Genomic DNA, 19946 nt, shown 5'->3' on the forward strand with positions numbered 1-19946 from the left:
AACTCGAGTTCTCGTTTGAGCTTTCCCCTAGTCTTGTCCGGCAGTGGCAACTTTGTTGGTAACGAATCAAACATTCGTAACTCCTTAGCGATCGAGGCCTAAGCCAGTCAAACGCACCTCTTGTCCAGCATAGCTAAGGCTGCCCAGGACCTGAAGCTTCTGAGTCAACCACTTTTCTTAGAAAGAGCAAAGCTTGTGCGTCTCTATTCCAATGTCTAGGAGCATCTCGTGTAACGCGACTCCATCTGCAGATGGCATCTAACCCTTTGCAAGACTGGAGAGTCTCCGCAAAGACTTGACGATGCCTCCACGAAAGTCCACAACAAACGTGGAACTCGCTGCAACAAGCAGAACCCATCAGTCAAAGTTGCAGCATTTTCAGTATAACTATGTACTCCTGACTGAGATCAAGAATCACCATTTCCTGGGTAAATGCTAGGGCGAAAGAATTCAACGCAGCATAGTAGTAACACCACAGTTCATGCATCAGCACGCTTGCTCTTCAAGACCGACAGCACAATCATTATTTTTTGAGGGAATGCCAAAATTAATATTATTCTTCACCCTATTGATTGCAACTTTAAGCAAATTATTAATTTTCAAGATATTATTTTTGAATAATAGGCATTTCAAAAATATCTAACAAATTAAAATCAAAGGATAATTATCATGATGCTAATCATTGATTTAGAAGCCACATGCAGTGACGATAAATATATTACAGAAGAATCAATGGAAATTATTGAAGTTGGCGCTTGCTGGGTCACAACAGAAGGTGCTGTGCTCGATACCTTTCAGTCATTTGTACGCCCCATCGAGCATCCTTGCTTAACCCAGTTTTGCATGGACCTCACTGGTATTACCCAATCACAAGTGGACAACGCTCCGATGTTCCCAAGCGTTGCCTGCGCTCTAGCAGCGTTTTGTCACTCAAAACACGTAGCTGCTCAGCACTGGGGAAGCTGGGGCGACTTCGACCGCAAGCAAATCGAGCGGGAGTGCCTTCGACATGGAGTCAACAATCCATTGACACCGCTACAGCACATCAATTTGAAAAAAATATTTGCGAAAAATCGTCGCATCAAACAGGTAGGAATGACAACCGCCTTAAAAATTCAAGGGCAGGAACCCATAGGTCAACATCACCGCGCACTGGACGATGCACTCAATATTGCCTATTTAACCAAGGATCTTGGTGTGCACGGAGAGCATCCAATCCAAAGATAAATTGCAACAAATTGAAACAAAACAAGGCTATTTACCTTCGAAAAACGCTTCCTATCTATTCAGATATTTATTTGTACTTTTCGCAAGATCTCTGCATAAATGACATTTCTTCGTATAGATTTAATGTGATAAAAAAATGTAGATCTGCAACCAGATTGATTTATATAGACATCTCAGTGAGTAGACGATAAACGGACTTGCAAATAGTATGCATGCATAAGTACCTCTTGCAGCAAGCTTGTAGAAAATGCAAGTCCATCAAACTCCACAAAGACACACAGAAGCCCCCATGCCCACCCATGGGGCACTGACGTGGGCGGATTTTCATGCTGCGGGCATCTCTGTGTCTTCCTGGGCCAGAGACCGTGGATTCAACCCCCGGCTGGTATACGAAATTTTGCGAGGACAACGTAAGTGTTTGCGCGGCGAGAGTGCCCAGATCGCCAAGGAGCTTCGCATGAAATAGCCCCAGCCCATAACACAGCGCCTCTGCTTTCCGCCCAAACTGAATGCGGAAAAACAAACGCGGCCCAGGATTGCAGTCCAGGGCCGCGTTACTCCGAGATGAACCCAGAGATCAATGCACGGTCTCCAATTTATCCGCCGTCGAGCGGAGGGTCAAGTCATCTCTCGTGCCATCTTGTGGACAGCCCATTCACGGCAGCCACTCAGATCTATCCGACTAGAGAACTCCATGCCTAGCTTCTCACGAAGGCTCGCACCAGTTGGCTGGTGACTCTAGAGATATCTCGCTCACTTTCCAAAAGGCTGTAGCTGCTTAGCTGCAGGCCTCACTGTTCCCGGGCGGCCCTTCAATTCGCTTCCTCGAAGAACCAGCTCCGTAACAGGCGAGCTGCGTGTGAGCACGTTGAGACGACATTCATATGAGTGAATCGCCCCGGGTTTTGAGGAGGCTCCAACACTTGAGAAGATGGAGCTATGACCAAGTCAAACAAGTTCTCACCCGAGGTCCGCGAGCGTGCCGAACGCATGGTGCAGGAGCACCGAGCCGACTACCCTTCGCTGTGGGCAGCCATTGAATCAATAGCCCCCAAGATTGGCTGCGTGCCGCAGACCTTGAACGATTGGGTCAAGAAGGCCGAGGTCGACAGCGGCCAGCGTGCCGGTACCACCACGTCAGAAGCCCAGCGCATCAAGGAGCTGGAACGTGAGGTCAAGGAGCTGCGCCGGGCCAACGACATCCTGAAGACGGCCAGCGCGTTTTTTGCGCAGGCGCAGCTCGACCGCCGATTGAAGTCTTGAAGAACTACATCGACTGCCACCGTGACGACTACGGGGTCGAGCCCATCTGCCGGGTGCTGCAGATGGCCCCGTCGTGTTACTGGCGCCACGCAGCCCGGCTGCGTAACCCGCAACTGCGCAGTCAACGCGCCCAGCGTGACGAGTGCTTGAAGGCGGACATCCAGCGCGTGTGGCATGCCAACTGGCAGGTCTACGGGGCCGATAAGGTCTGGCTGCAGATGAACCGCGAGGGCATCCCGGTGGCACGTTGTACTGTGGAGCGACTGATGCGTGCCATGGGCTTGCAAGGGGCTCGCCGTGACAGGGCGGTACGTACCACCACGCCTGACACATCAGCGCCGTGCCCGCTGGACCACGTCAACCGGCACTTCAAGGCCAGCCGTCCCAACGAGCTATGGGTGTCGGACTTCACCTATGTCTCCACCTGGCAGGGCTGGCTGTATGTGGCCTTTGTTGTGGATGTGTATGCCCGGCGCATCGTGGGCTGGCGAGTCAGCCGCAGCATGCAAACGGACTTCGTGCTGGATGCGCTGGAGCAGGCGCTGTATGACCGCCAGCCAGCAGCCCATGCCTTGACGCACCATTCCGACAGGGGCAGTCAATACGTCAGCATCCGCTACACCGAACGGCTGGACCAGGCGGGCATACAGCCCTAGGTGGGCAGCCGGGGTGACAGCTACGACAACGCGCTGGCCGAGACCATCAACGGTCTGTACAAGGCCGAGCTGATTCACCGCCGGGGACCCTGGAAGACCAGGGAATCCGTGGAACTGGCCACCCTGCAATGGGTGCACTGGTTCAACCATGTCCGATTGCTCACGCCGATTGGGGGCATCCCTCCGGCAGAAGCTGAGGCAAACTACTGGAGGCAACTAGCCGTCAGCGACACCTCGGCAGAGGTGTCAACTTAAACCAATCGGCCTCCTTGAAACCCGGGGCGATTCAGTCGACGAACAATTCGGGCGTACGTAATCAGCGACCAAGGCTCGGCGCTTCGCTTTCCGAAGCTTAGGCCCTACCTACGACGCGTGGTGGTGTGTCACCTCAATGCCGGCAACGATTTAACGGCAGCCAACATTTCATCAAATACCGCCCGAACTCTTCCCGAGACCGGGCCGCGCTGCGGCCGATAAACGTACAAACCCCATGCTGAAGATTCTTCTTTCTCCAGCACGCGCACAAGCTTTCCGCTGGCAATGTATGGGGCGACTACGTAGTCTGGCAGTTGTGCAAAGGCGATGCCTGCCAACGCCGCCCCCAATTCCATGTCGGCATTGTCGACGATGATTGCAGCAGCAATGGGTGTCCACTGACGTCCCGCTTTGAAATACCAAGGCCAGGGGCGGCCGGTATTGAGATCGACAGACGCAGTGGTCGGCAGTCTACTGAGGGCATCAATGGTGTCAGGTGCGCCAACTTTTCTGATCAAATGCGGTGCGGCAACGATTGGAAATTTCATGTCGGCGGCCTTTCGCGCGACAAAGCGGCTATCGCGCATAAATCCGAGTCTGACGCCAACGTCTATCCCTTCTTCAACCGTATTGCTGATGCGATCGGACAAACGGACATCCAGTGTGATTGCGGGATGACGCGCGGCCACGCGCTCCAGTGCAGGCAGAACCGCCCTGGTGCCTAAGCTGAGCGGTGCCGTGATGCGAACCGTGCCAGAGAGGGATGTCTGCTCGTCACGCCCAGGAACTCGCCAGAGTTCCTCGAACCGCTCCAATGCGGGGCGCACCTGGTCTAACAAACCTTCACCAAACGCAGTGATGCGTACCTGGCGCGTGCTTCTATGAAACAACACCTCGCCATAGTGTTGCTCCAGCTGCTGGATCGCGCGTGTAACGCCTTGCGGGGAAGTACTGAGCCGGACGGCCGCATCGCGAAAACTGCTGCTTTCGGCCGCCACTCTAAAGATACGCAGCAGTTCAATTTCCTTGTTCATGACGAGCGCTTCACCTGGTCAGTTCCACTGCGCGTTTATTATTCCATAAATTGGAATTAATAAATCGAAACAATTCCATATACAAGAGTTTTGCGGAATCACATACTTCGATTCCAGAGCAACTCCACAGGAACCGCGAATGAATACTTCTGCATAGATCACCACCTACTACGGCACCTTGCACTGCAGCGATCGCGAAGCCAGTTGCGTTATTGGCGGCGCTTGATGTGCTCAATATTCATCATCGCTGACGTCAAATTTAGTTAGTAAAGGAAACAACATCATGAAATCACGTGCAGCAGTTGCCTTCGGGCCAGGAAAGCCGCTGGAAATCGTCGAGATCGATGTCGAGCCGCCGCGCAAGGGCGAGGTGCTCATCAAGATCACGAATACCGGCGTTTGCCATACAGACGCCTTCACCCTGTCCGGCGACGACCCCGAAGGTATCTTCCCGGTCGTGCTGGGTCATGAAGGTGCGGGTATCGTCGTGGAGGTGGGTGAAGGTGTGACCAGCGTGAAGCCTGGCGATCACGTCATTCCGCTCTACACCGCCGAATGCGGCGAGTGCCTGTTCTGCAAGTCCGGTAAGACCAACCTGTGTGTCGCGGTTCGCGCAACCCAGGGCAAGGGGCTGATGCCCGATGGTACGACTCGCTTCTCGTACAACGGTCAGCCGGTTTACCACTACATGGGCTGCTCGACCTTCAGCGAATACACAGTCGTCGCCGAAGTCTCGCTGGCCAAGATCAACCCGGACGCCAACCCCGAGCACGTCTGCCTGCTGGGCTGCGGCGTGACCACCGGCATCGGCGCCGTGCACAACACGGCCAAGGTACAGCCCGGCGACTCGGTGGCCATCTTCGGCCTCGGCGGCATCGGTCTCGCTGCGATTCAAGGTGCACGCCAGGCCAAAGCGGGCCGCATCATCGCCATCGATACCAATCCGGCGAAGTTCGAACTGGCTCGTACCTTCGGCGCGACCGAATGTCTCAACCCGAAGGACTTCGACAAGCCGATTCACGAGGTTCTGATCGAGATGACCGGCTGGGGTGTCGATCACACCTTCGAATGCATTGGTAACGTCAATGTGATGCGTTCTGCATTGGAAGCAGCACACCGCGGCTGGGGCCAGTCGATCGTCATCGGCGTGGCTGGTGCTGGCAAGGAAATTTCGACCCGCCCGTTCCAGTTGGTCACCGGTCGCACCTGGAAGGGTTCGGCTTTCGGTGGGGTCAAGGGCCGCACCCAACTTCCCGGCATGGTGGAAGACGCAATGAAAGGCGAGATCGATCTCGCCCCGTTCGTCACCCACACCATGGGCCTCGACGACATCAACAAGGCCTTCGACCTGATGCATGAAGGCAAGTCGATTCGCACGGTGATCCACTACTGATCACCCACTATCCATTCAACACCAACCACCAAGGAAATTAACCATGTCCAATCCTGTCATTTCCGGCGACGGCATCTTCTCGCACGTCTTCGTCGGCGCCGCCGACCTCCAGAAGTCGACCGCGTTCTATGACGCCGCTCTGGGTGCTCTCGGCATCAAGAATCTCGGTCCTTTCGGCAACGGATGGGTGCTTTTCGGTCGCGAAAAGCCGGCTTTCATCATCGCCCGTCCGGGCAATGGTGAAGCGCCTTCCGGCAACGGCGTGACGGTCGGCTTTGCGGCCGCCACTCCCGCCGAAGTGGACGCCTTCCACGCCGCCGGCCTTGCCGCAGGCGGCACCGACGAGGGCCAGCCCGGCCCGCGTGGCCACCTGCCGGGTGCCTATGCGGCCTACCTGCGTGATCCGGCGGGCAACAAGGTTTGCGCGTACACCTTCGTCTGAAAGCCAGGAAGCTGAGGGCGTTCTGAAAAGGCCAGCACAAGCCTCTACACGGCGAGCCTATTGGACGGACCGTGTAGAGCGGTGCCCGCTCATGAAGATCGGCCCGCAGCCATGTGCGAAACGCATGGCTGCGGGCAGTTGCTTTGAAGCGTGTTTTTCAACCAATGAGAAATGAGGTCGTTATGCAAGAGCCGGCCAACATCAATACGACGACCGTACAACCCGCCCCGACCGCCACCGTGTACGGCATGCCGGCCTATACCGATCGTGCTGCCGCCGTGGGTGAAGTGCATGCGCGCCCGCATCTCTTGATTCAGGCCCCCCGCGGTATATTGCAGCTCGCTTTCATGACCGAAGGCGACCAGGCCAGGGATCAGATGGCGATGAGCGAGTTGTCTCATCGCTTCGGCGTTGCCGAACCCGACCATGCTACGCCGCTTCACGGCGTGACATGGGATGAAGGAGACCTGCACTGCGAAAAGCACACCGAGTTCTCGACGTATCTCTGGTGCGCTTCGCTGGATTCCGAGACGGGAGAGCCGTGTGGCGAAAATCCGTTCAAGCATGGATTTGTTCCTCCCGGCCCGGTCGTATCCGGCATCCGTTTGAGACTTCTTCCGTGGATGCCGGAAACGGAGAAGGAGGTCGATCGCTTCGATCCTGCCAGCCTGTGCTACTCGCTGGTGGAGAACGGCTCTGCCGCCATCCTGACCGACTTTCGACAGGATGAGGACGGCCTGACGCAAATCCTCGTCCTGGCCCGCGATTTGACCCCGGCGCGTGCGGGTGCGCTGGCTCAACGTCTGCTGGAGATCGAGACTTACCGCACCTTGGCGTTGCTGTCCCTGCCGTTGACACGATCGATGACGTCGGAGCTGCGACGCATGGAGTCGCGCCTTGCGGCGATCACCGACGAGATGTGTACGAGCTTGGTGGAACGGCGCGACAGCGACGTGCTGCTGTCCGAATTGACCGGCCTGGCTGCCGAGCTGGAAGCTGGCATTGCGGCGAATCTCTATCGCTTCGGCGCCAGCCGTGCCTACTACGAGATCGTCGAGGAAAGGCTGGCAGCGCTTTCGGAAGAGGCCGTATCCGGGTACTTCACCTGGGCGGATTTCCTGCAGCGTCGCATCGCTCCCGCCATGCGGACATGCCAATCCGTAAAGGAGCGCCAGACCAAGCTCTCCGACAAGCTGACCCGGGCCATCGCGTTGCTGCGTTCCTGGATCGACGTCGAGCTTGAACGCCAGAACCGCGATCTACTTGCGTCGATGAACAACCGGGCCAAGATGCAATTGCGCCTTCAGCAAACCGTCGAAGGCCTTTCGGTCGCGGCAATTTCTTATTACGTCGTGAGTCTTCTCGGCTATTTGCTTAAGGGCATTCCGATGGTTCACGACAGCGTGGCGCCGGTGATGGCGGTCCTGGTGCCTGCGGTGATGCTGACGGTCTGGTGGATCGTTCGCAGGATCAGACACGCCCACGGCGACACGGCAGCGGAAGAGAAATCTTCCTGACGAGCTGCCGTCCTGGCGCGCGAGAGCTGCGCCGTTCCTTTGAACATAGGAGAACACCATGGAACGCATCGAACATCACGCCAGCTTTGATGGTTGGCAGGACGTTTATCAGCATGAATCCACGACGCTCGGTTGCACGATGAAAGTCGGCGTCTATCTGCCTCCGCAGGCACAGCACAGCAAGGTGCCGGTGCTCTACTGGCTTTCAGGCCTCACCTGCACCGAGCAGAACTTCATCACCAAGTCCGCCGTCCAGCGCTACGCAGCCGAACATGGCATTGCCGTCGTCGCGCCCGATACCAGCGCTCGCGGCGAAGGCGTTGCCGACGATCCCGCCTATGACCTCGGACAGGGGGCGGGTTTCTACGTCAACGCCACGCAGGAACCCTGGGCTGCGAATCATCGGATGTATGACTACGTGGTGCAGGAACTACCGGCGCTGATCGAGGCCCACTTTCCCGTGACGGCGGAGCGGAGCATCAGCGGCCATTCCATGGGGGGACATGGTGCTCTGGTCATCGCCCTGCGCAACCCGGGCCGTTATCGAAGCGTCTCGGCCTTCTCGCCCATCGTCGCCCCCACCCAGGTTCCCTGGGGACACAAGGCCTTCGAGGCGTACCTGGGCAGCGACCGGGAGGCGTGGAAGCAGTACGACACCGTGGAGCTGATTCGCACCGTGCAGGAGCGTCTGCCGCTGCTGGTGGATCAGGGCTTGGGCGACGAGTTCCTGGAGAGTCAGCTTCAGCCCGATCTGCTGCGCAAAGCCTGCGACGAGACGGGGCACCCGCTCACGTTGAATCTGCGCCCAGGCTACGACCACAGCTACTACTTCATTGCCAGTTTCATTGGCGAGCATATGGCACACCACGCATCGGCGCTGAAACGCTGAGAGAGATGAGATCAGGTTATGACAAAGACCTCCAAAAACCGACATCACGTCGTCATTATCGGAGCGGGCTTCGGTGGGATCGAGGTTGCAAACCAGCTTGCTGGTGCCGAGGTCGATGTGACGATCATCGATCGGCGCAATCATCATCTGTTCCAACCCTTGCTTTACCAAGTCGCAGGGGCGTCCCTATCTACCTCGGAGATCGCTTGGCCTATCCGCTATCTCTTTCGCAATCGGCCGGAAGTGAACACGTTGATGGCCGAAGTGGAAGGTGTAGACACGGACGCACGTGAAGTCATTCTCAGCAATGGATCGCGCCAGCCCTATGACACGCTCGTGCTCGCTACAGGCGCGACCCACGCTTATTTCGGGCATGACGAATGGGAGCCTTTTGCCCCAGGCCTGAAAACTCTTGAGGACGCCACGACCATCCGAGGCCGAATTCTGGCTGCATTCGAAGAGGCCGAGCGCACGAGCGATCCGCAACGACGCGCTGCGTTGCAGACCTTCGTCATCATTGGTGGCGGCCCCACCGGGGTGGAACTGGCGGGCACCATCGCGGAGCTTGCACGAGACACGCTGGCGCGAGACTTTCGCTCCATCGATCCAAGCACGTCGCGGGTTGTACTGATCGAGGCTGGTCAACGCCTGTTGTCCGTCTTTCCCGAGGATCTTTCGGCCTATACGCGCCAGGCGTTCGAAAAGCTCGGGGTCGAGGTCGTGCTGGGTACGCCGGTCACCGAATGCTCGGCCGACGGCGTGATGTATGGCGGCAATCCCCTTTCGGCCAAGACCATCGTCTGGGCCGCCGGAGTCCAAGCGTCTCCTGCAGCCCGCTGGTTGGGTGCTGCCTCTGATCGTGCTGGCCGAGTTGTCGTTGGGGCCGACCTGACGGTGGCGGGACACCCTGAGATCTTTGCCATCGGCGATACGGCCTCGTGCACTATGCCTGATGGAAAGCCTGTCCCAGGAATTGCACCAGCAGCAAAACAGCAAGGCAAGTACGTTGCTAGCCTGATTGGGCGACGCTTGAAGGGTAAGCCCAGCGATGGTCCCTTTAAATACCGACATCAGGGGAACCTAGCAACCATAGGCCGTAGCCTGGCGGTCATTGACATGGGACGAGTGAAGCTGCGCGGAGCGTTTGCATGGTGGATTTGGAAACTCGCGCATATCTACTTTCTTATTGGTACTCGAAATCGCCTTAGCGTTGCCTTGAGTTGGGTATGGAACCACAGCATTGGCTACCGAGGCTCTCGCATCATCCTTCGGACAAGCCCGAGCAAGGACCACCCCTAAGCCTATGGCGTTGGGTAAATCCAGACCTTAGGATTAGAGGACCATGCTCCGGAGTAGGCAAGACCACGTTTGGGTGCAGTACGGATTCTTGATCGTCTTGCTTAATTGACGTTGATCGTCAGTAGCTTGGATAAGACAGCTGGTTGTTCTAAACAGCGCGCCAGGCCGCGCAGTCAAGTAGCCAGTTGGCAATTCAGGCAAGACAGCTGCTCTTTCACATCCATTGGCCTACTAACTACGTACAAAATCTATGTCACTGATGATCATCATCCTGGCAACGCTGGCCGCGGGCATAGGGAGCGTCTGGATAGCCTATCTGTTGGTCGCCCGTACCAGGGCAAGCAATGGACAGACTAGTTACGCGCACCAAGGCTTTCTTGGTTTGGCAGCTGGCGCACTTTTAACTACAAGCCTCACTCATCTGCTGCCTGAAGCGCTTGAAAGCAATGTAGATGCGCATGAGCTCTTCTTGGTCATTCTTGCGGGCTTGGTTTTCTTTTTTCTTTTGGGCAAGGCAGAGCTATGGCATCACCCGCACGACCATGAACATACAAGCCCTTCTCACAGAGGCTCCAGTTGGGCATTGCTGATTGGTGATGGTGTTTATTGTTTCGGTGACGGCGTTCTGATCGCTTCTATGTTCATCGTGGACATTCGATTGGGCGCGATTGCTGCCGCATCAGTATCAGCGCATGAGATACCTCATCACATGGGTGATCTGGCCGTTCTACGGGAGGGGAGTTATCGAGGTTCTGCGGTTCTGAAACTCACCATGGCTGGCGGGATGACAGCATTAGGAGGTGTGAGTGGATATCTTCTGCTTGAAAAGCTACAGCATTTGCAACCATTCTTGATGGCTGTCGCTGGGAGCAGCTTTATCTATGTGGCTCTCTCAGACGTAATACCCCGGATGCAGCAACGCCGAACGGCGAAGGACGCCACGATACAAGTGGCTTGGCTTCTGCTTGGGATCGCGATAGTTGCCGTAGTGAACTCGCTGTCTCATGGCAATAGCGCCTTGTGAACCAGGGGTAATTCAGCGCAGTCGCTGACTGGTTCCAGTCAACTCAAATGTTGGGATTGAAGAAATACGTGTGCTTACACAAGAACCTGCGTCATCGGAATCATTTTTTTGAAATGCCTGGGAGACGAACTTGACCGATCTATTCACGACAAAGCCCAAGCCTCCCTTGGCCGAACTACTGCGTCCCAAGACGCTGGATGAATTCGTCGGGCAAAGGCACTTGCTTGGCCACGGCAAGCCGCTGCGCCTCGCATTCGAGTCGGGCAAGCTGCACTCGTTCATCCTCTGGGGGCCACCGGGCGTGGGCAAGACCACCCTGGGCCGTCTAGCCGCCAGCGTGACCGACAGCCGCTTCATCGCCATCTCCGCCGTGCTGGCCGGGGTAAAGGACATTCGGCAAGCCATCGACGAAGCCCAGGCTGAACTGGATAACCACGGTCGTTCTGTATTGACCCAGTGAATTCCTGCTCAGGTGTTAACGTTGAAGGAAACGACGATGAGCACCCTGATGGAAGACGACATCAAGCGCTGGACAGCCAAGCGTAAGACAGCCCTTGTCCTGGACATCATCCAGGGCAAGACCACGATCTCGGAGGCCAGCCGTGCCTTCGACCTCAACCCCTCGGAGGTTGAGCAATGGGTCGATGAAGGCAAACGTGGCATGGAGAACGCCCTGCGCACCAAGCCCTTGGAAGTCAAAGAGCAGTACGAGAAGCAACTGCGCGAACTTCAGCAGGCCTATGGCGAAGCCATGTTGGAGCTGCGTGCCAGAAAAAAGCTGGCGTCCCTGCTGGGCAACGAGGACGAGAAATGATCCTCAGCCTTCAGCAGGGACTGGCCCAAGACGGATTCAAAGTCAGCCTGGTCAAGCTGTGCCATTGGTTCGAGATGCCCCGGCGCACGGTGTACTACCGCAGCACCAAGGCACCACCGAAGGTTCAGGAACACTTCGTCAAACCCATCAAGGCCATGATCGAAGAGAACCCGTCGTTCGGCTATCGCACCGTGGCGCACCTGCTTGGCTTCAACAAGAACACCGTGCAGCGGGTCTTCCAGCTCAAGGGCTGGCAGGTGCGCAAGCGCCCGGTGGGCTTCAGGCCTCGCATCCAGGCATTGCCTTCTGTGGCCAAGGCGCCAGATGAGCGCTGGGCCACCGATCTGTGCCGCGTGTGGACAGGGCGTGATGGCTGGGCTTCGCTGGCCCTGGTGATCGACTGCTACAGCCGCGAGCTGCTGGGCTGGCACCTCAGCCGAAGTGGCCGATCCAAGACCGCTGAAGCGGCGCTGGAGCAGGCGTTGATTGCCAGGTACGGCTGTCTGGGCAAGGTCCGGCACCCGTTCCTGTTGAGGTCAGACAACGGTCTGGTGTTCACCAGCCGCAGCTACACGGCCTTGGTCAAAAGCTATGGCCTGCAGCAGGAGTTCATCACCCCGTACAGCCCGGAGCAAAACGGCATGGTCGAGCGCGTGATCAGAACGCTCAAAGACCAATGCGTACACCGCCACCGTTTCGAGACACTGCAGCACGCCTGTCGTGTGATCGCAGATTGGATCGGCTTTTATAACCACCGGCGCCCTCATCAGGCGCTGGGCATGAAGACCCCCGCTGAGGCTTATGCTTTAGCAGCCTGACCTGTGCAGAAACCGCTGGGTCAATACAGTTCTACAGTCCTTTTCGTCGATGAAATCCATCGCTTCAACAAGGCGCAGCAGGATGCGTTGTTGCCCCATGTCGAGTCTGGTCTGCTTACCCTGGTGGGAGGGACTACGGAGCATCCGGGGTTGGCTGTCAATTCCGCCCTTCTCTCTCGTGCTCAGGTCTACACACTGGAGCCGCTGTCTGGCGAAGAGATGCAGCAGCTCTATGCACGCGCGCTGCCGCATCTGCAGGGCATTACGTTGGAGGCGGACGCGCTGGACTTGCTCAAGGGCTTCGCCGATGGCGATGGCAGGCGCTTCCTCAATCTGCTTGAGCAGGTGACAAATGCGGCGGCGGGCGCCGGCAAACCGCTGGTCGATGGCGAGTTCACCAGGTTGTCCACCAGTCCGTCGCTGCGCCGCTTCGATAAGGGCGGCGACGAGTTCTACTGGCAGCTCTCGGCATTCCACAAATCGCTGCGGGGTTCCGACCCCGATGCGGCCCTGTATTGGCTGGCCCGCATCCTCGATGGCAGCGGTGATGTGAGTCAGGTGACCCGCCGCATGGTGGTGATGGCCAGCGAAGACATCGGCAATGCCGACCCGCAGGCGCTGCAACTGGCACTCAATGCCGCGCTGGCCTACGACAGGCTGGGCTCACCCGAAGGCGAGATACCGCTGGCCCAGGCGGTGACTTACCTCGCTCTGGCCCCCAAGTCGAATGCCGCCTATGCCGCCTGGGATCAGGCCAAGGCATTCGTCAAGCGCAGCGGCTCCCAGGCTGTGCCGCTCCATCTTCGCAATGCGCCGACGAAGCTGATGAAGCAGATGGGCTATCGCGAAGGCTACCGCTACGTGCATGATGAGCCCAACGGCTATGCCGCTGGGCAAACCTATTTTCCCGAGGGCGTGGCGCGGCCGGGCTGGTACCAGCCAACGGACAGGGGCGTCGAGCGAAGGCTGGGAGAAAGGCTTACTTGGCTGCGCTCGCTCGATGACGCGACGCCGCCAAGCCCGGACGCTTGACCGACCTCCCCCCCGAAATCGGCCCATCGCTACCTCACGAACTACAGGATAAGAACATGCCAGACGCTTCTATCGGTGAATCCTCTGCGAATATCAGACGGAGTCGAGTTGCCCGCTATCTACGCACTGAGTCTGGGGCTGCGGTGCTCCTGGTGATCGTCACGGTTGTGGCGCTGGCGTGGGCGAACTCGCCGCTATCCGATGCCTATTTCAAGTTGTGGCACCTGGACGTCGGGTTCAACTTTGGGCCATTGGGCCTGCACATGGACCTGCATCACTGGGTCAACGACGGCCTGATGGTCGTCTTCTTCTTCCTGATCGGCCTGGAGGTGCGTCAGGAATTCGCCCACGGGTCGCTCAGGGACCCCAGCCGTGCCCGTCTCGCCCTGATCGCGGGGGTCGCGGGTGTTGTGCTTCCCGCTCTGGTGTACGTCCTGCTCGTGGGGCTGGCCGGAGGTCAGGGCCTGCACGGGTGGGGTGCGGTGGTCGGCACCGATACGGCGTTCATGCTGGGCACCCTGGCGATCGTCGGTCCGCGGCTGTCCGGTCAATTGCGTGTGTTCCTGCTCACCCTGACCGTGGTCGATGACTTCCTCGCCGTGTCCATCATCGGCATCGTCTATAGCGAGGAGATCCGGGTCGTCCCGTTGCTGATCGCCCTTGCCAGTCTCGTCGGGTTGTGGTTGCTGGGGCGCACCCGCCAGTGGCGGGCAATGCCGTATGTGCTGATCGTGATCGTGCTGTGGCTCGCAACCGTGTATTCCGGCATCCATGCCTCCCTCGCCGGGATGGCCGCGGGGCTGCTGATCCCCGCCTATGCGACGCAACGTCACGGGGTCGTTGCGGCAAGACAGTTGTTCCGTGACTTCTGGCAGTCTCCGAGTGCCGCATCGGCTCGCGCGGTGGACTGCGGGCTGTCCCAGGGTATCTCGGTGAACGAGCGGCTGCACGAGTTCCTGCGGCTGCCGACAGCGCTGCTGATCGTGCCGGTGTTCGCCTTGGCGAACGCCGGGGTGGACCTGCGTGGTGGGCTGCTCGCTGAGGCCTTCGGCTCGCCCGTGACCTGGGGCGTCATCGCGGGGCTCGTGCTCGGCAAGCTCCTGGGCATCGGGCTCACCACGCTCGTCGCCGTCCGTCTCGGCCTGGGCCGGCTGCCCGAGGGCGTCGGAATGGGGAGCGTGTTCGGTGGTGCGGCACTGTCCGGGATCGGGTTCACCGTGTCGCTGCTCATCATCGGGCTCGCGTTCGGCACGACCTCCGACCTGGGCCGCCAGGCGACGGTCGGCGTGCTCGTGTCGATGATGCTCGCCACGTTGCTCGGGTGGCTCATCTTCAAGGTTGCCGCTCGCAGGTGGGGTGAGGAGAACGCCGATCTGCCGATGGTGCTTGAGCCGCCGGTCGATCCCGAGGTCGATCACATTCGCGGGCCAGAGGACGCCCAACTCACTCTCGTCGAGTACGTGGACTTCGAGTGCGAGTACTGTGCGCACGCCACCGGTTCGTGGGACGATCTTCGCGCCCACTTCGGTGACGACCTGCGGTATGTGGTGCGCCATCTGCCGCACCACCCGCACGGGCCGATTGCCGCGCGTGCGTCCGAGGCAGCGGCGAACCAGGGGATGTTCTGGCCGTGGCTGGACTTCGTGTTCAGCCGTCAGCACGCGCTGGAGCGCGAGGATCTGATCGGCTACGCCGCAGAGCTTGGGCTCGACGTCGATCGGTTCATCGCCGATCTCGACAGCCCTGCGGTGATCGAGCGTGTCGAGCGCGACCTCGCCAGTGCGGTCGCCAGCGGTGCGCATGCCACGCCGACGTTCTTCGTCGAGGGTCGCCGCCTGCGCGGCAGCTACGACGCCCGCTCTGTCACCGCAGCGCTTGAAGCCAGCCGCCGCGGCACCCGAACTCAGGAAGTCCCGTCCTGAGCGGGACGAACTACAAGTCAAGAACATGCCAAACAATTCTTTCGGTGAATCCTCTTGTGCCGCTGCGGCCAGCGGCCTCGTGCAGGTGCGTGGCGCGCGCGAGAACAACCTCAAGGAGGTGGACGTCTCCATCCCGCGTAACGCGCTGGTGGTGTTCTCGGGTGTCTCCGGCTCCGGGAAGTCCTCGCTGGCCTTTGGCACCATCTATGCCGAGGCCCAGCGGCGCTACTTCGAGTCGGTGGCCCCCTATGCGCGGCGACTGATCGACCAGGCCGGCGTGCCGGACGTCGATGCGATCGACGGCCTGCCGCCGGCGGTGGCACTGCAGCAGCAGCGGGGCTCCAGCAACGCGCGTTCCTCTGTGGGCAGTGTGACCACCTTGTCCAGCCTGGTGCGGATGATGTATTCGCGCGCCGGCGCCTACCCGGCCGGCCAACCGATGCTGTACGCCGAGGATTTTTCGCCCAACACGCCGCAGGGAGCGTGCCCGACCTGCTACGGCCTGGGCCATGTGTACGAGGTGACCGAGGCCATCATGGTGCCCGATCCCTCCCTGAGCATCCGCGAGCGGGCGATCGCCTCCTGGCCCCCCGCCTGGCAAGGCCAGAACCTGCGCGACATCCTGGTCAGCATGGGCTACGACGTTGACCGACCGTGGAAGGACCTGCCGAAGAAGGATCGCGACTGGATTCTGTTCACCGAGGAAACACCGACGGTGCCGGTGTACGCCGGCTTCACGCCCGCCGAAACCCGCGCCGCGCTCAAGCGCAAGATGGAGCCGAGCTACATGGGCACCTTCACCGGCGCCAGGCGCTACGTGCTGCACACCTTTGCCAACACCCAGAGCGCGTTGATGAGAAAGCGCGTGTCCCGGTTCATGGAGGGCAAACCGTGCCCCACCTGCCACGGCAAGCGGCTCAAGCCCGAGGCGCTGTCGGTCACCTTCGCCGGCGTGGACATCGGCGCGTTCATGCAGATGCCGCTGGACCAGTTGGCGGCCTTGCTCGAACCCATCGCCCAGGGCGATTTCCGCGCCCATGCAGCGGGGGCGGCTACGGACAAGGAAGCGACCCGACGCGACCGTGCCGAACGCGCGGCCTCCGGCCGCGCCGTCCATGCGGTATCGCCCGACGTGCGCCGCACCTCGGCGCTATCGGAAGAAAAGCGCCTCGCCGCGCAGCGCCTGGCCGGTGGCGTGATGGCACGCCTGCGCCAACTGCGTGGGCTGGGCCTGGGCTACCTGACGCTGGACCGGGCCACGCCGACGCTTTCGGCCGGCGAGTTGCAGCGCCTGCGGCTGGCCACGCAATTGAGTTCCCTGCTGTTCGGTGTCGTGTACGTGCTCGACGAGCCCTCCGCGGGCCTGCACCCCTCCGATAGCCAGGCCCTGTACGACGCGCTCGACCGGCTGCGCGACGCCGGCAACTCGGTGTTCGTGGTGGAGCACGACTTGGACCTGATGCGCCGCGCGCAATGGCTGGTGGATGTCGGGCCGGATGCTGGGGAGCGTGGCGGCCGCGTGCTCTACAGCGGCGAGCCGGATGGCCTGCGCAAGATTGCCGAATCGCGTACTGCACGCTACCTGTTCGATGAGATCCCCGCGCCGGGAAGCCGGGCACGCGAAGCGACCGGCTGGCTGGAGCTGCAGGACATTCACCGCCACAACCTGCATGGCGTGAATGCGCGCATTCCGCTGGGCGTGCTGACGGCCGTCACCGGCATCTCCGGCTCGGGCAAGTCCAGCCTCGTGGCGCAGGCCCTGCCGGAGCTGGTGCTGCTGCACCTGGGCCACGAGCCGGAAGACGATGCGGCCGAAAGCGCCACCAGCGAAGGGCCGGCAGTGATCGAAGCGACTGGCGGTCGTCTGGCGGGCGACGTGGACGCCATACAGCGCATGGTGCAGGTGGACCAGAAACCGATCGGGCGCACGCCGCGGTCGAACCTGGCCACCTACACGGGCCTGTTCGACCATGTGCGCAAGCTGTTCGCCGCCACACCCGATGCGCGACGCCGCCGCTATGACGCCGGGCGCTTCTCGTTCAACGTCGCCAAGGGGCGCTGCGAGACCTGCGAGGGCGAGGGCTTCGTCAGCGTGGAACTGCTGTTCATGCCCAGCGTGTACGCGCCGTGCCCGACGTGCCATGGCGCACGCTACAACGAGGCCACGCTGAAGGTGCAATGGAACGGGCGCAACATCGCCGAGGTGCTGCAGATGACCGTGGACGAAGCCAGCGAATTCTTCGCGGGTGAAGACGCTGTGGCAAGGCCACTGCAACTGCTGCGCGATATCGGACTGGGCTATCTGCGCCTGGGGCAACCGGCCACCGAGCTTTCCGGTGGCGAGGCGCAGCGCATCAAGCTGGCGACCGAGCTTCAGCGCAGCCAGCGCGGCCGAAGCCTGTACGTGCTCGACGAGCCGACTACCGGGCTGCATGCGTCGGACGCTGACCGGCTGCTGGTGCAGTTGCAGCGCCTGGTCGATGCCGGCAACACCGTGGTGATGATCGAGCACGATATGCGCGCGGTGGCCCAGGCCGATTGGGTGATCGACGTAGGGCCTGGTGCAGGCGCTGCCGGCGGCAGCATCGTGGTGGCGGGCTCCCCTCAGCAGGTGGCCCGAACGTCTGGCAGCAGAACCGCTCCGTTCCTTGCGCAGGAATTAGCGCGGGCCCGGACGTGAGGCAGGGTTTTGTCTATCTGATTAGGGTCAGTCCACTGAACCCGCAGTACCTCACCAAGAAGCAGACGGTGTTTCAGAAGATCGCTGCGTTTGTGGAGAAGTTCAAGGGGGTGGGTGGGCAGGTTTGAATCTGCCCTTTTCTCGCCGAAAAATCCATAGACTGCAAGAATGACAGCAAGGAGGTGGGGATCGCACGTAGGGCTGTGTGACCCCTATCCTGTAGCGTGACCTGATTGGGTCAAGGCCGAGTTGTCATGCAGGCAGTTTGGCTGCAAGCAGTTCGACCTTCTCGATATTGGGCGGAGAACTGAGCAAGGTCGCGGCGTTGGCCATCAAGGCCGCGGCGATCTGGCCGTTCAGATGTGCCTGGCGACCTGCCTCATCGGCGAAGGCATCGAACACACCAAACGTCGAAGGGCCAAACTTCAATGCGAACCAGGCCGTGGTGCCGGACTCGGCGTTGGCGAGCGGCAGTGCGCTGGCCAGGAAGTCGGCAAGCGCAGCCTCCTGGCCGGGTTTAGCTTCGAGGCGAACAAACAGGGCGAGCTTGGTCATGCTGTATTCCTTTGGGTAAATGGAAAAGTAGGTTAAGGGATCGACGAGGCTGCAGTCTAAGTCTTCATGACAGACATCTCTATAGGCAATAATGACAACATTGATATCATTGTTGCCATGAAACTCCACCTCCTTGTTTGTGATGGCGTGTTTGATCTGGGGCTTGCGGCGCTCACTGACACAGTGGGCTTAGCCAATGCGATGGCAGGCTCGCTGCCACAGGCCCCCTCTCGCATAGAGCTCACGCTGGTGGGTGTGCGGCGTCGCATCCGCACTGCGCAAGGCTTGACGGTCCCCGTGGTCACTGCGCATGGTGTGCCCGAACCAGACGTCGTGCTCGTGCCCGCGTTTGGCGACAAGATGCCTGACACGCTCTCGGCTCGACTCACACGACCCGATGTGCCCGACGCGGTCGCGGCGCTACAGCAGTGGTCCACCGCTGGCGCGCACCTTGGTGCCGCTTGCTCCGGTAGTTTCTTGCTTGCAGAGAGTGGCCTGCTGGATGGGCATCGTGCGACGACATCATGGTGGCTGGGGCCGATGTTTCGGCAGCGCTATCCGAACGTCGCGCTGGACGAGTCACGCATGATCGTGAACTCGACACGCTTCACCACCGCGGGTGCCGCTTTGGCCCACGTCGACTTGGCCTTGCGCATCATCCGAGGGCGCAGTCCGGCGCTGGCGGCCCTGGTGGCACGCTATCTGCTGATCGAGACACGCAGTTCGCAAGCCGAGTTCGTGATTCCCGACCACCTTGCGCATGCCGACCCGATGGTAGAGCGCTTCGAGTGCTGGGCCAGACGTCGGCTCGCGCAGGGGTTCTCGCTGGCCGAGGCGGCCAGCGCCGTGGGCACAAGCGAGCGCACCTTGGCGCGGCGGCTGCAAAGCGTTTTGGGAAAGACACCGCTGTCGTATTTCCAGGACTTGCGCGTGGAGCATGCCGTCCATCTCTTGCGCACAAGCAACGCCAGCGTCGACCAGGTCGCCGCACAGGTCGGGTACTCGGATGGAGTGACGCTGCGGGCCCTGTTGCGCCGCAAGCTGGGCAGGGGTGTCAGGGAGTTGCGACATGGTGGATGACCAAAGGCGTTTGGTGCATGTACGGCTGGAGACCGCCGCGAAACTG

The 19946-nt window shown here is 60.0% G+C and carries 16 protein-coding genes, 2 pseudogenes and 1 other annotated feature; of the genes and pseudogenes, 16 read left to right on the forward strand and 2 right to left on the reverse strand.

Annotated features, from left to right (window positions below; genetic code table 11):
- Window positions 1–669: 669 nt before the first annotated feature.
- From KAQ61_RS11725 to KAQ61_RS11735, 3 genes and pseudogenes are all read left to right on the forward strand, one after another.
- Complete coding sequence (locus KAQ61_RS11725) at window positions 670–1227, forward strand: 3'-5' exonuclease (RefSeq protein ID WP_210929267.1); 558 nt, start codon at window positions 670–672, stop codon at window positions 1225–1227.
- 289 nt (window positions 1228–1516) lie between these two features.
- Complete coding sequence (locus tag KAQ61_RS11730; RefSeq protein ID WP_210929268.1) at window positions 1517–1693, forward strand: DNA-binding protein; 177 nt, start codon at window positions 1517–1519, stop codon at window positions 1691–1693.
- Between the two features lie 473 nt (window positions 1694–2166).
- Window positions 2167–3401 (forward strand): annotated as a pseudogene (locus KAQ61_RS11735) (IS3 family transposase).
- Window positions 2445–2561 (forward strand) — a sequence feature (AL1L pseudoknot). Its footprint overlaps the pseudogene before it by 117 nt.
- A gap of 128 nt (window positions 3402–3529) precedes the next feature.
- Here KAQ61_RS11735 and KAQ61_RS11740 read toward each other — a convergent pair.
- Window positions 3530–4435, reverse strand: a complete 906-nt coding sequence (locus KAQ61_RS11740) for a LysR family transcriptional regulator (RefSeq protein WP_210929269.1) — start codon at window positions 4433–4435, stop codon at window positions 3530–3532.
- A 283-nt stretch (window positions 4436–4718) separates the two neighbouring features.
- On the opposite strand from KAQ61_RS11740, the gene KAQ61_RS11745 reads away from it, so the two are divergent.
- From KAQ61_RS11745 to KAQ61_RS11800, 12 genes and pseudogenes are all read left to right on the forward strand, one after another.
- Window positions 4719–5828 carry an S-(hydroxymethyl)glutathione dehydrogenase/class III alcohol dehydrogenase gene (locus KAQ61_RS11745; protein WP_034395387.1) on the forward strand — a complete coding sequence of 370 codons (1110 nt, stop codon included), beginning with the start codon at window positions 4719–4721 and terminating at the stop codon, window positions 5826–5828.
- Between the two features lie 43 nt (window positions 5829–5871).
- A complete protein-coding gene (locus KAQ61_RS11750) occupies window positions 5872–6270 on the forward strand; it encodes a VOC family protein (RefSeq protein WP_023435205.1) in 399 nt (132 codons plus the stop codon).
- A 182-nt stretch (window positions 6271–6452) separates the two neighbouring features.
- Window positions 6453–7787, forward strand: coding sequence for a DUF3422 family protein (locus KAQ61_RS11755; protein ID WP_210929270.1), 1335 nt, complete (start codon window positions 6453–6455; stop codon window positions 7785–7787).
- A 58-nt stretch (window positions 7788–7845) separates the two neighbouring features.
- Window positions 7846–8676, forward strand: a complete 831-nt coding sequence (fghA, locus tag KAQ61_RS11760) for an S-formylglutathione hydrolase (protein WP_034395396.1) — start codon at window positions 7846–7848, stop codon at window positions 8674–8676.
- An 18-nt stretch (window positions 8677–8694) separates the two neighbouring features.
- Window positions 8695–9975, forward strand: coding sequence for an NAD(P)/FAD-dependent oxidoreductase (locus KAQ61_RS11765; protein WP_210929271.1), 1281 nt, complete (start codon window positions 8695–8697; stop codon window positions 9973–9975).
- Window positions 9976–10225: 250 nt separating this feature from the next.
- Complete coding sequence (locus tag KAQ61_RS11770; RefSeq protein ID WP_034395397.1) at window positions 10226–10999, forward strand: ZIP family metal transporter; 774 nt, start codon at window positions 10226–10228, stop codon at window positions 10997–10999.
- A 130-nt stretch (window positions 11000–11129) separates the two neighbouring features.
- Window positions 11130–11450, forward strand: a pseudogene (locus KAQ61_RS11775) (AAA family ATPase); the annotation flags it as partial.
- Between the two features lie 45 nt (window positions 11451–11495).
- Window positions 11496–11813 (forward strand): DUF1153 domain-containing protein, encoded by a 318-nt coding sequence (locus KAQ61_RS11780; RefSeq protein WP_003074457.1) that lies wholly within the window; start codon window positions 11496–11498, stop codon window positions 11811–11813.
- Window positions 11810–12631: an IS3 family transposase gene (locus tag KAQ61_RS11785; RefSeq protein ID WP_210929272.1), complete on the forward strand. Its 822-nt coding sequence runs from the start codon at window positions 11810–11812 to the stop codon at window positions 12629–12631. Before KAQ61_RS11780 ends, KAQ61_RS11785 begins: the two co-directional genes overlap by 4 nt.
- A gap of 3 nt (window positions 12632–12634) precedes the next feature.
- Window positions 12635–13663, forward strand: coding sequence for a replication-associated recombination protein A (locus tag KAQ61_RS11790; protein ID WP_244982880.1), 1029 nt, complete (start codon window positions 12635–12637; stop codon window positions 13661–13663).
- 56 nt (window positions 13664–13719) lie between these two features.
- On the forward strand, window positions 13720–15585 hold the full coding sequence (gene nhaA, locus KAQ61_RS11795) for a Na+/H+ antiporter NhaA (protein ID WP_210929273.1): 1866 nt from the start codon (window positions 13720–13722) through the stop codon (window positions 15583–15585).
- Window positions 15586–15610: 25 nt separating this feature from the next.
- Window positions 15611–18265: an excinuclease ABC subunit UvrA gene (locus tag KAQ61_RS11800; protein ID WP_210929274.1), complete on the forward strand. Its 2655-nt coding sequence runs from the start codon at window positions 15611–15613 to the stop codon at window positions 18263–18265.
- A 252-nt stretch (window positions 18266–18517) separates the two neighbouring features.
- Here KAQ61_RS11800 and KAQ61_RS11805 read toward each other — a convergent pair whose 3' ends face one another.
- The gene (locus KAQ61_RS11805) at window positions 18518–18820 is read right to left on the reverse strand and encodes a putative quinol monooxygenase (RefSeq protein WP_007182542.1); all 303 of its coding nucleotides are present in this window, start codon (window positions 18818–18820) and stop codon (window positions 18518–18520) included.
- Window positions 18821–18886: 66 nt separating this feature from the next.
- Between KAQ61_RS11805 and KAQ61_RS11810 the strand changes: the two genes are divergently transcribed.
- On the forward strand, window positions 18887–19900 hold the full coding sequence (locus KAQ61_RS11810) for a GlxA family transcriptional regulator (RefSeq protein WP_210929275.1): 1014 nt from the start codon (window positions 18887–18889) through the stop codon (window positions 19898–19900).
- Window positions 19901–19946: the final 46 nt, after the last annotated feature.

Source organism: Comamonas aquatica (assembly GCF_018064205.1).
GTDB classification, from domain to species: Bacteria; Pseudomonadota; Gammaproteobacteria; order Burkholderiales; family Burkholderiaceae_C; genus Comamonas; species Comamonas aquatica.

Coding starts and splice junctions, on each gene's coding strand:
- KAQ61_RS11725 (WP_210929267.1), top strand. CDS start 670: ATGATGCTAATCATTGATTTAGAAGCCACATGCAGTGACGATAAATAT.
- KAQ61_RS11730 (WP_210929268.1), top strand. CDS start 1,517: ATGCCCACCCATGGGGCACTGACGTGGGCGGATTTTCATGCTGCGGGC.
- KAQ61_RS11740 (WP_210929269.1), bottom strand. CDS start 4,435: ATGAACAAGGAAATTGAACTGCTGCGTATCTTTAGAGTGGCGGCCGAA.
- KAQ61_RS11745 (WP_034395387.1), top strand. CDS start 4,719: ATGAAATCACGTGCAGCAGTTGCCTTCGGGCCAGGAAAGCCGCTGGAA.
- KAQ61_RS11750 (WP_023435205.1), top strand. CDS start 5,872: ATGTCCAATCCTGTCATTTCCGGCGACGGCATCTTCTCGCACGTCTTC.
- KAQ61_RS11755 (WP_210929270.1), top strand. CDS start 6,453: ATGCAAGAGCCGGCCAACATCAATACGACGACCGTACAACCCGCCCCG.
- fghA (WP_034395396.1), top strand. CDS start 7,846: ATGGAACGCATCGAACATCACGCCAGCTTTGATGGTTGGCAGGACGTT.
- KAQ61_RS11765 (WP_210929271.1), top strand. CDS start 8,695: ATGACAAAGACCTCCAAAAACCGACATCACGTCGTCATTATCGGAGCG.
- KAQ61_RS11770 (WP_034395397.1), top strand. CDS start 10,226: ATGTCACTGATGATCATCATCCTGGCAACGCTGGCCGCGGGCATAGGG.
- KAQ61_RS11780 (WP_003074457.1), top strand. CDS start 11,496: ATGAGCACCCTGATGGAAGACGACATCAAGCGCTGGACAGCCAAGCGT.
- KAQ61_RS11785 (WP_210929272.1), top strand. CDS start 11,810: ATGATCCTCAGCCTTCAGCAGGGACTGGCCCAAGACGGATTCAAAGTC.
- nhaA (WP_210929273.1), top strand. CDS start 13,720: ATGCCAGACGCTTCTATCGGTGAATCCTCTGCGAATATCAGACGGAGT.
- KAQ61_RS11800 (WP_210929274.1), top strand. CDS start 15,611: ATGCCAAACAATTCTTTCGGTGAATCCTCTTGTGCCGCTGCGGCCAGC.
- KAQ61_RS11805 (WP_007182542.1), bottom strand. CDS start 18,820: ATGACCAAGCTCGCCCTGTTTGTTCGCCTCGAAGCTAAACCCGGCCAG.
- KAQ61_RS11810 (WP_210929275.1), top strand. CDS start 18,887: ATGACAGACATCTCTATAGGCAATAATGACAACATTGATATCATTGTT.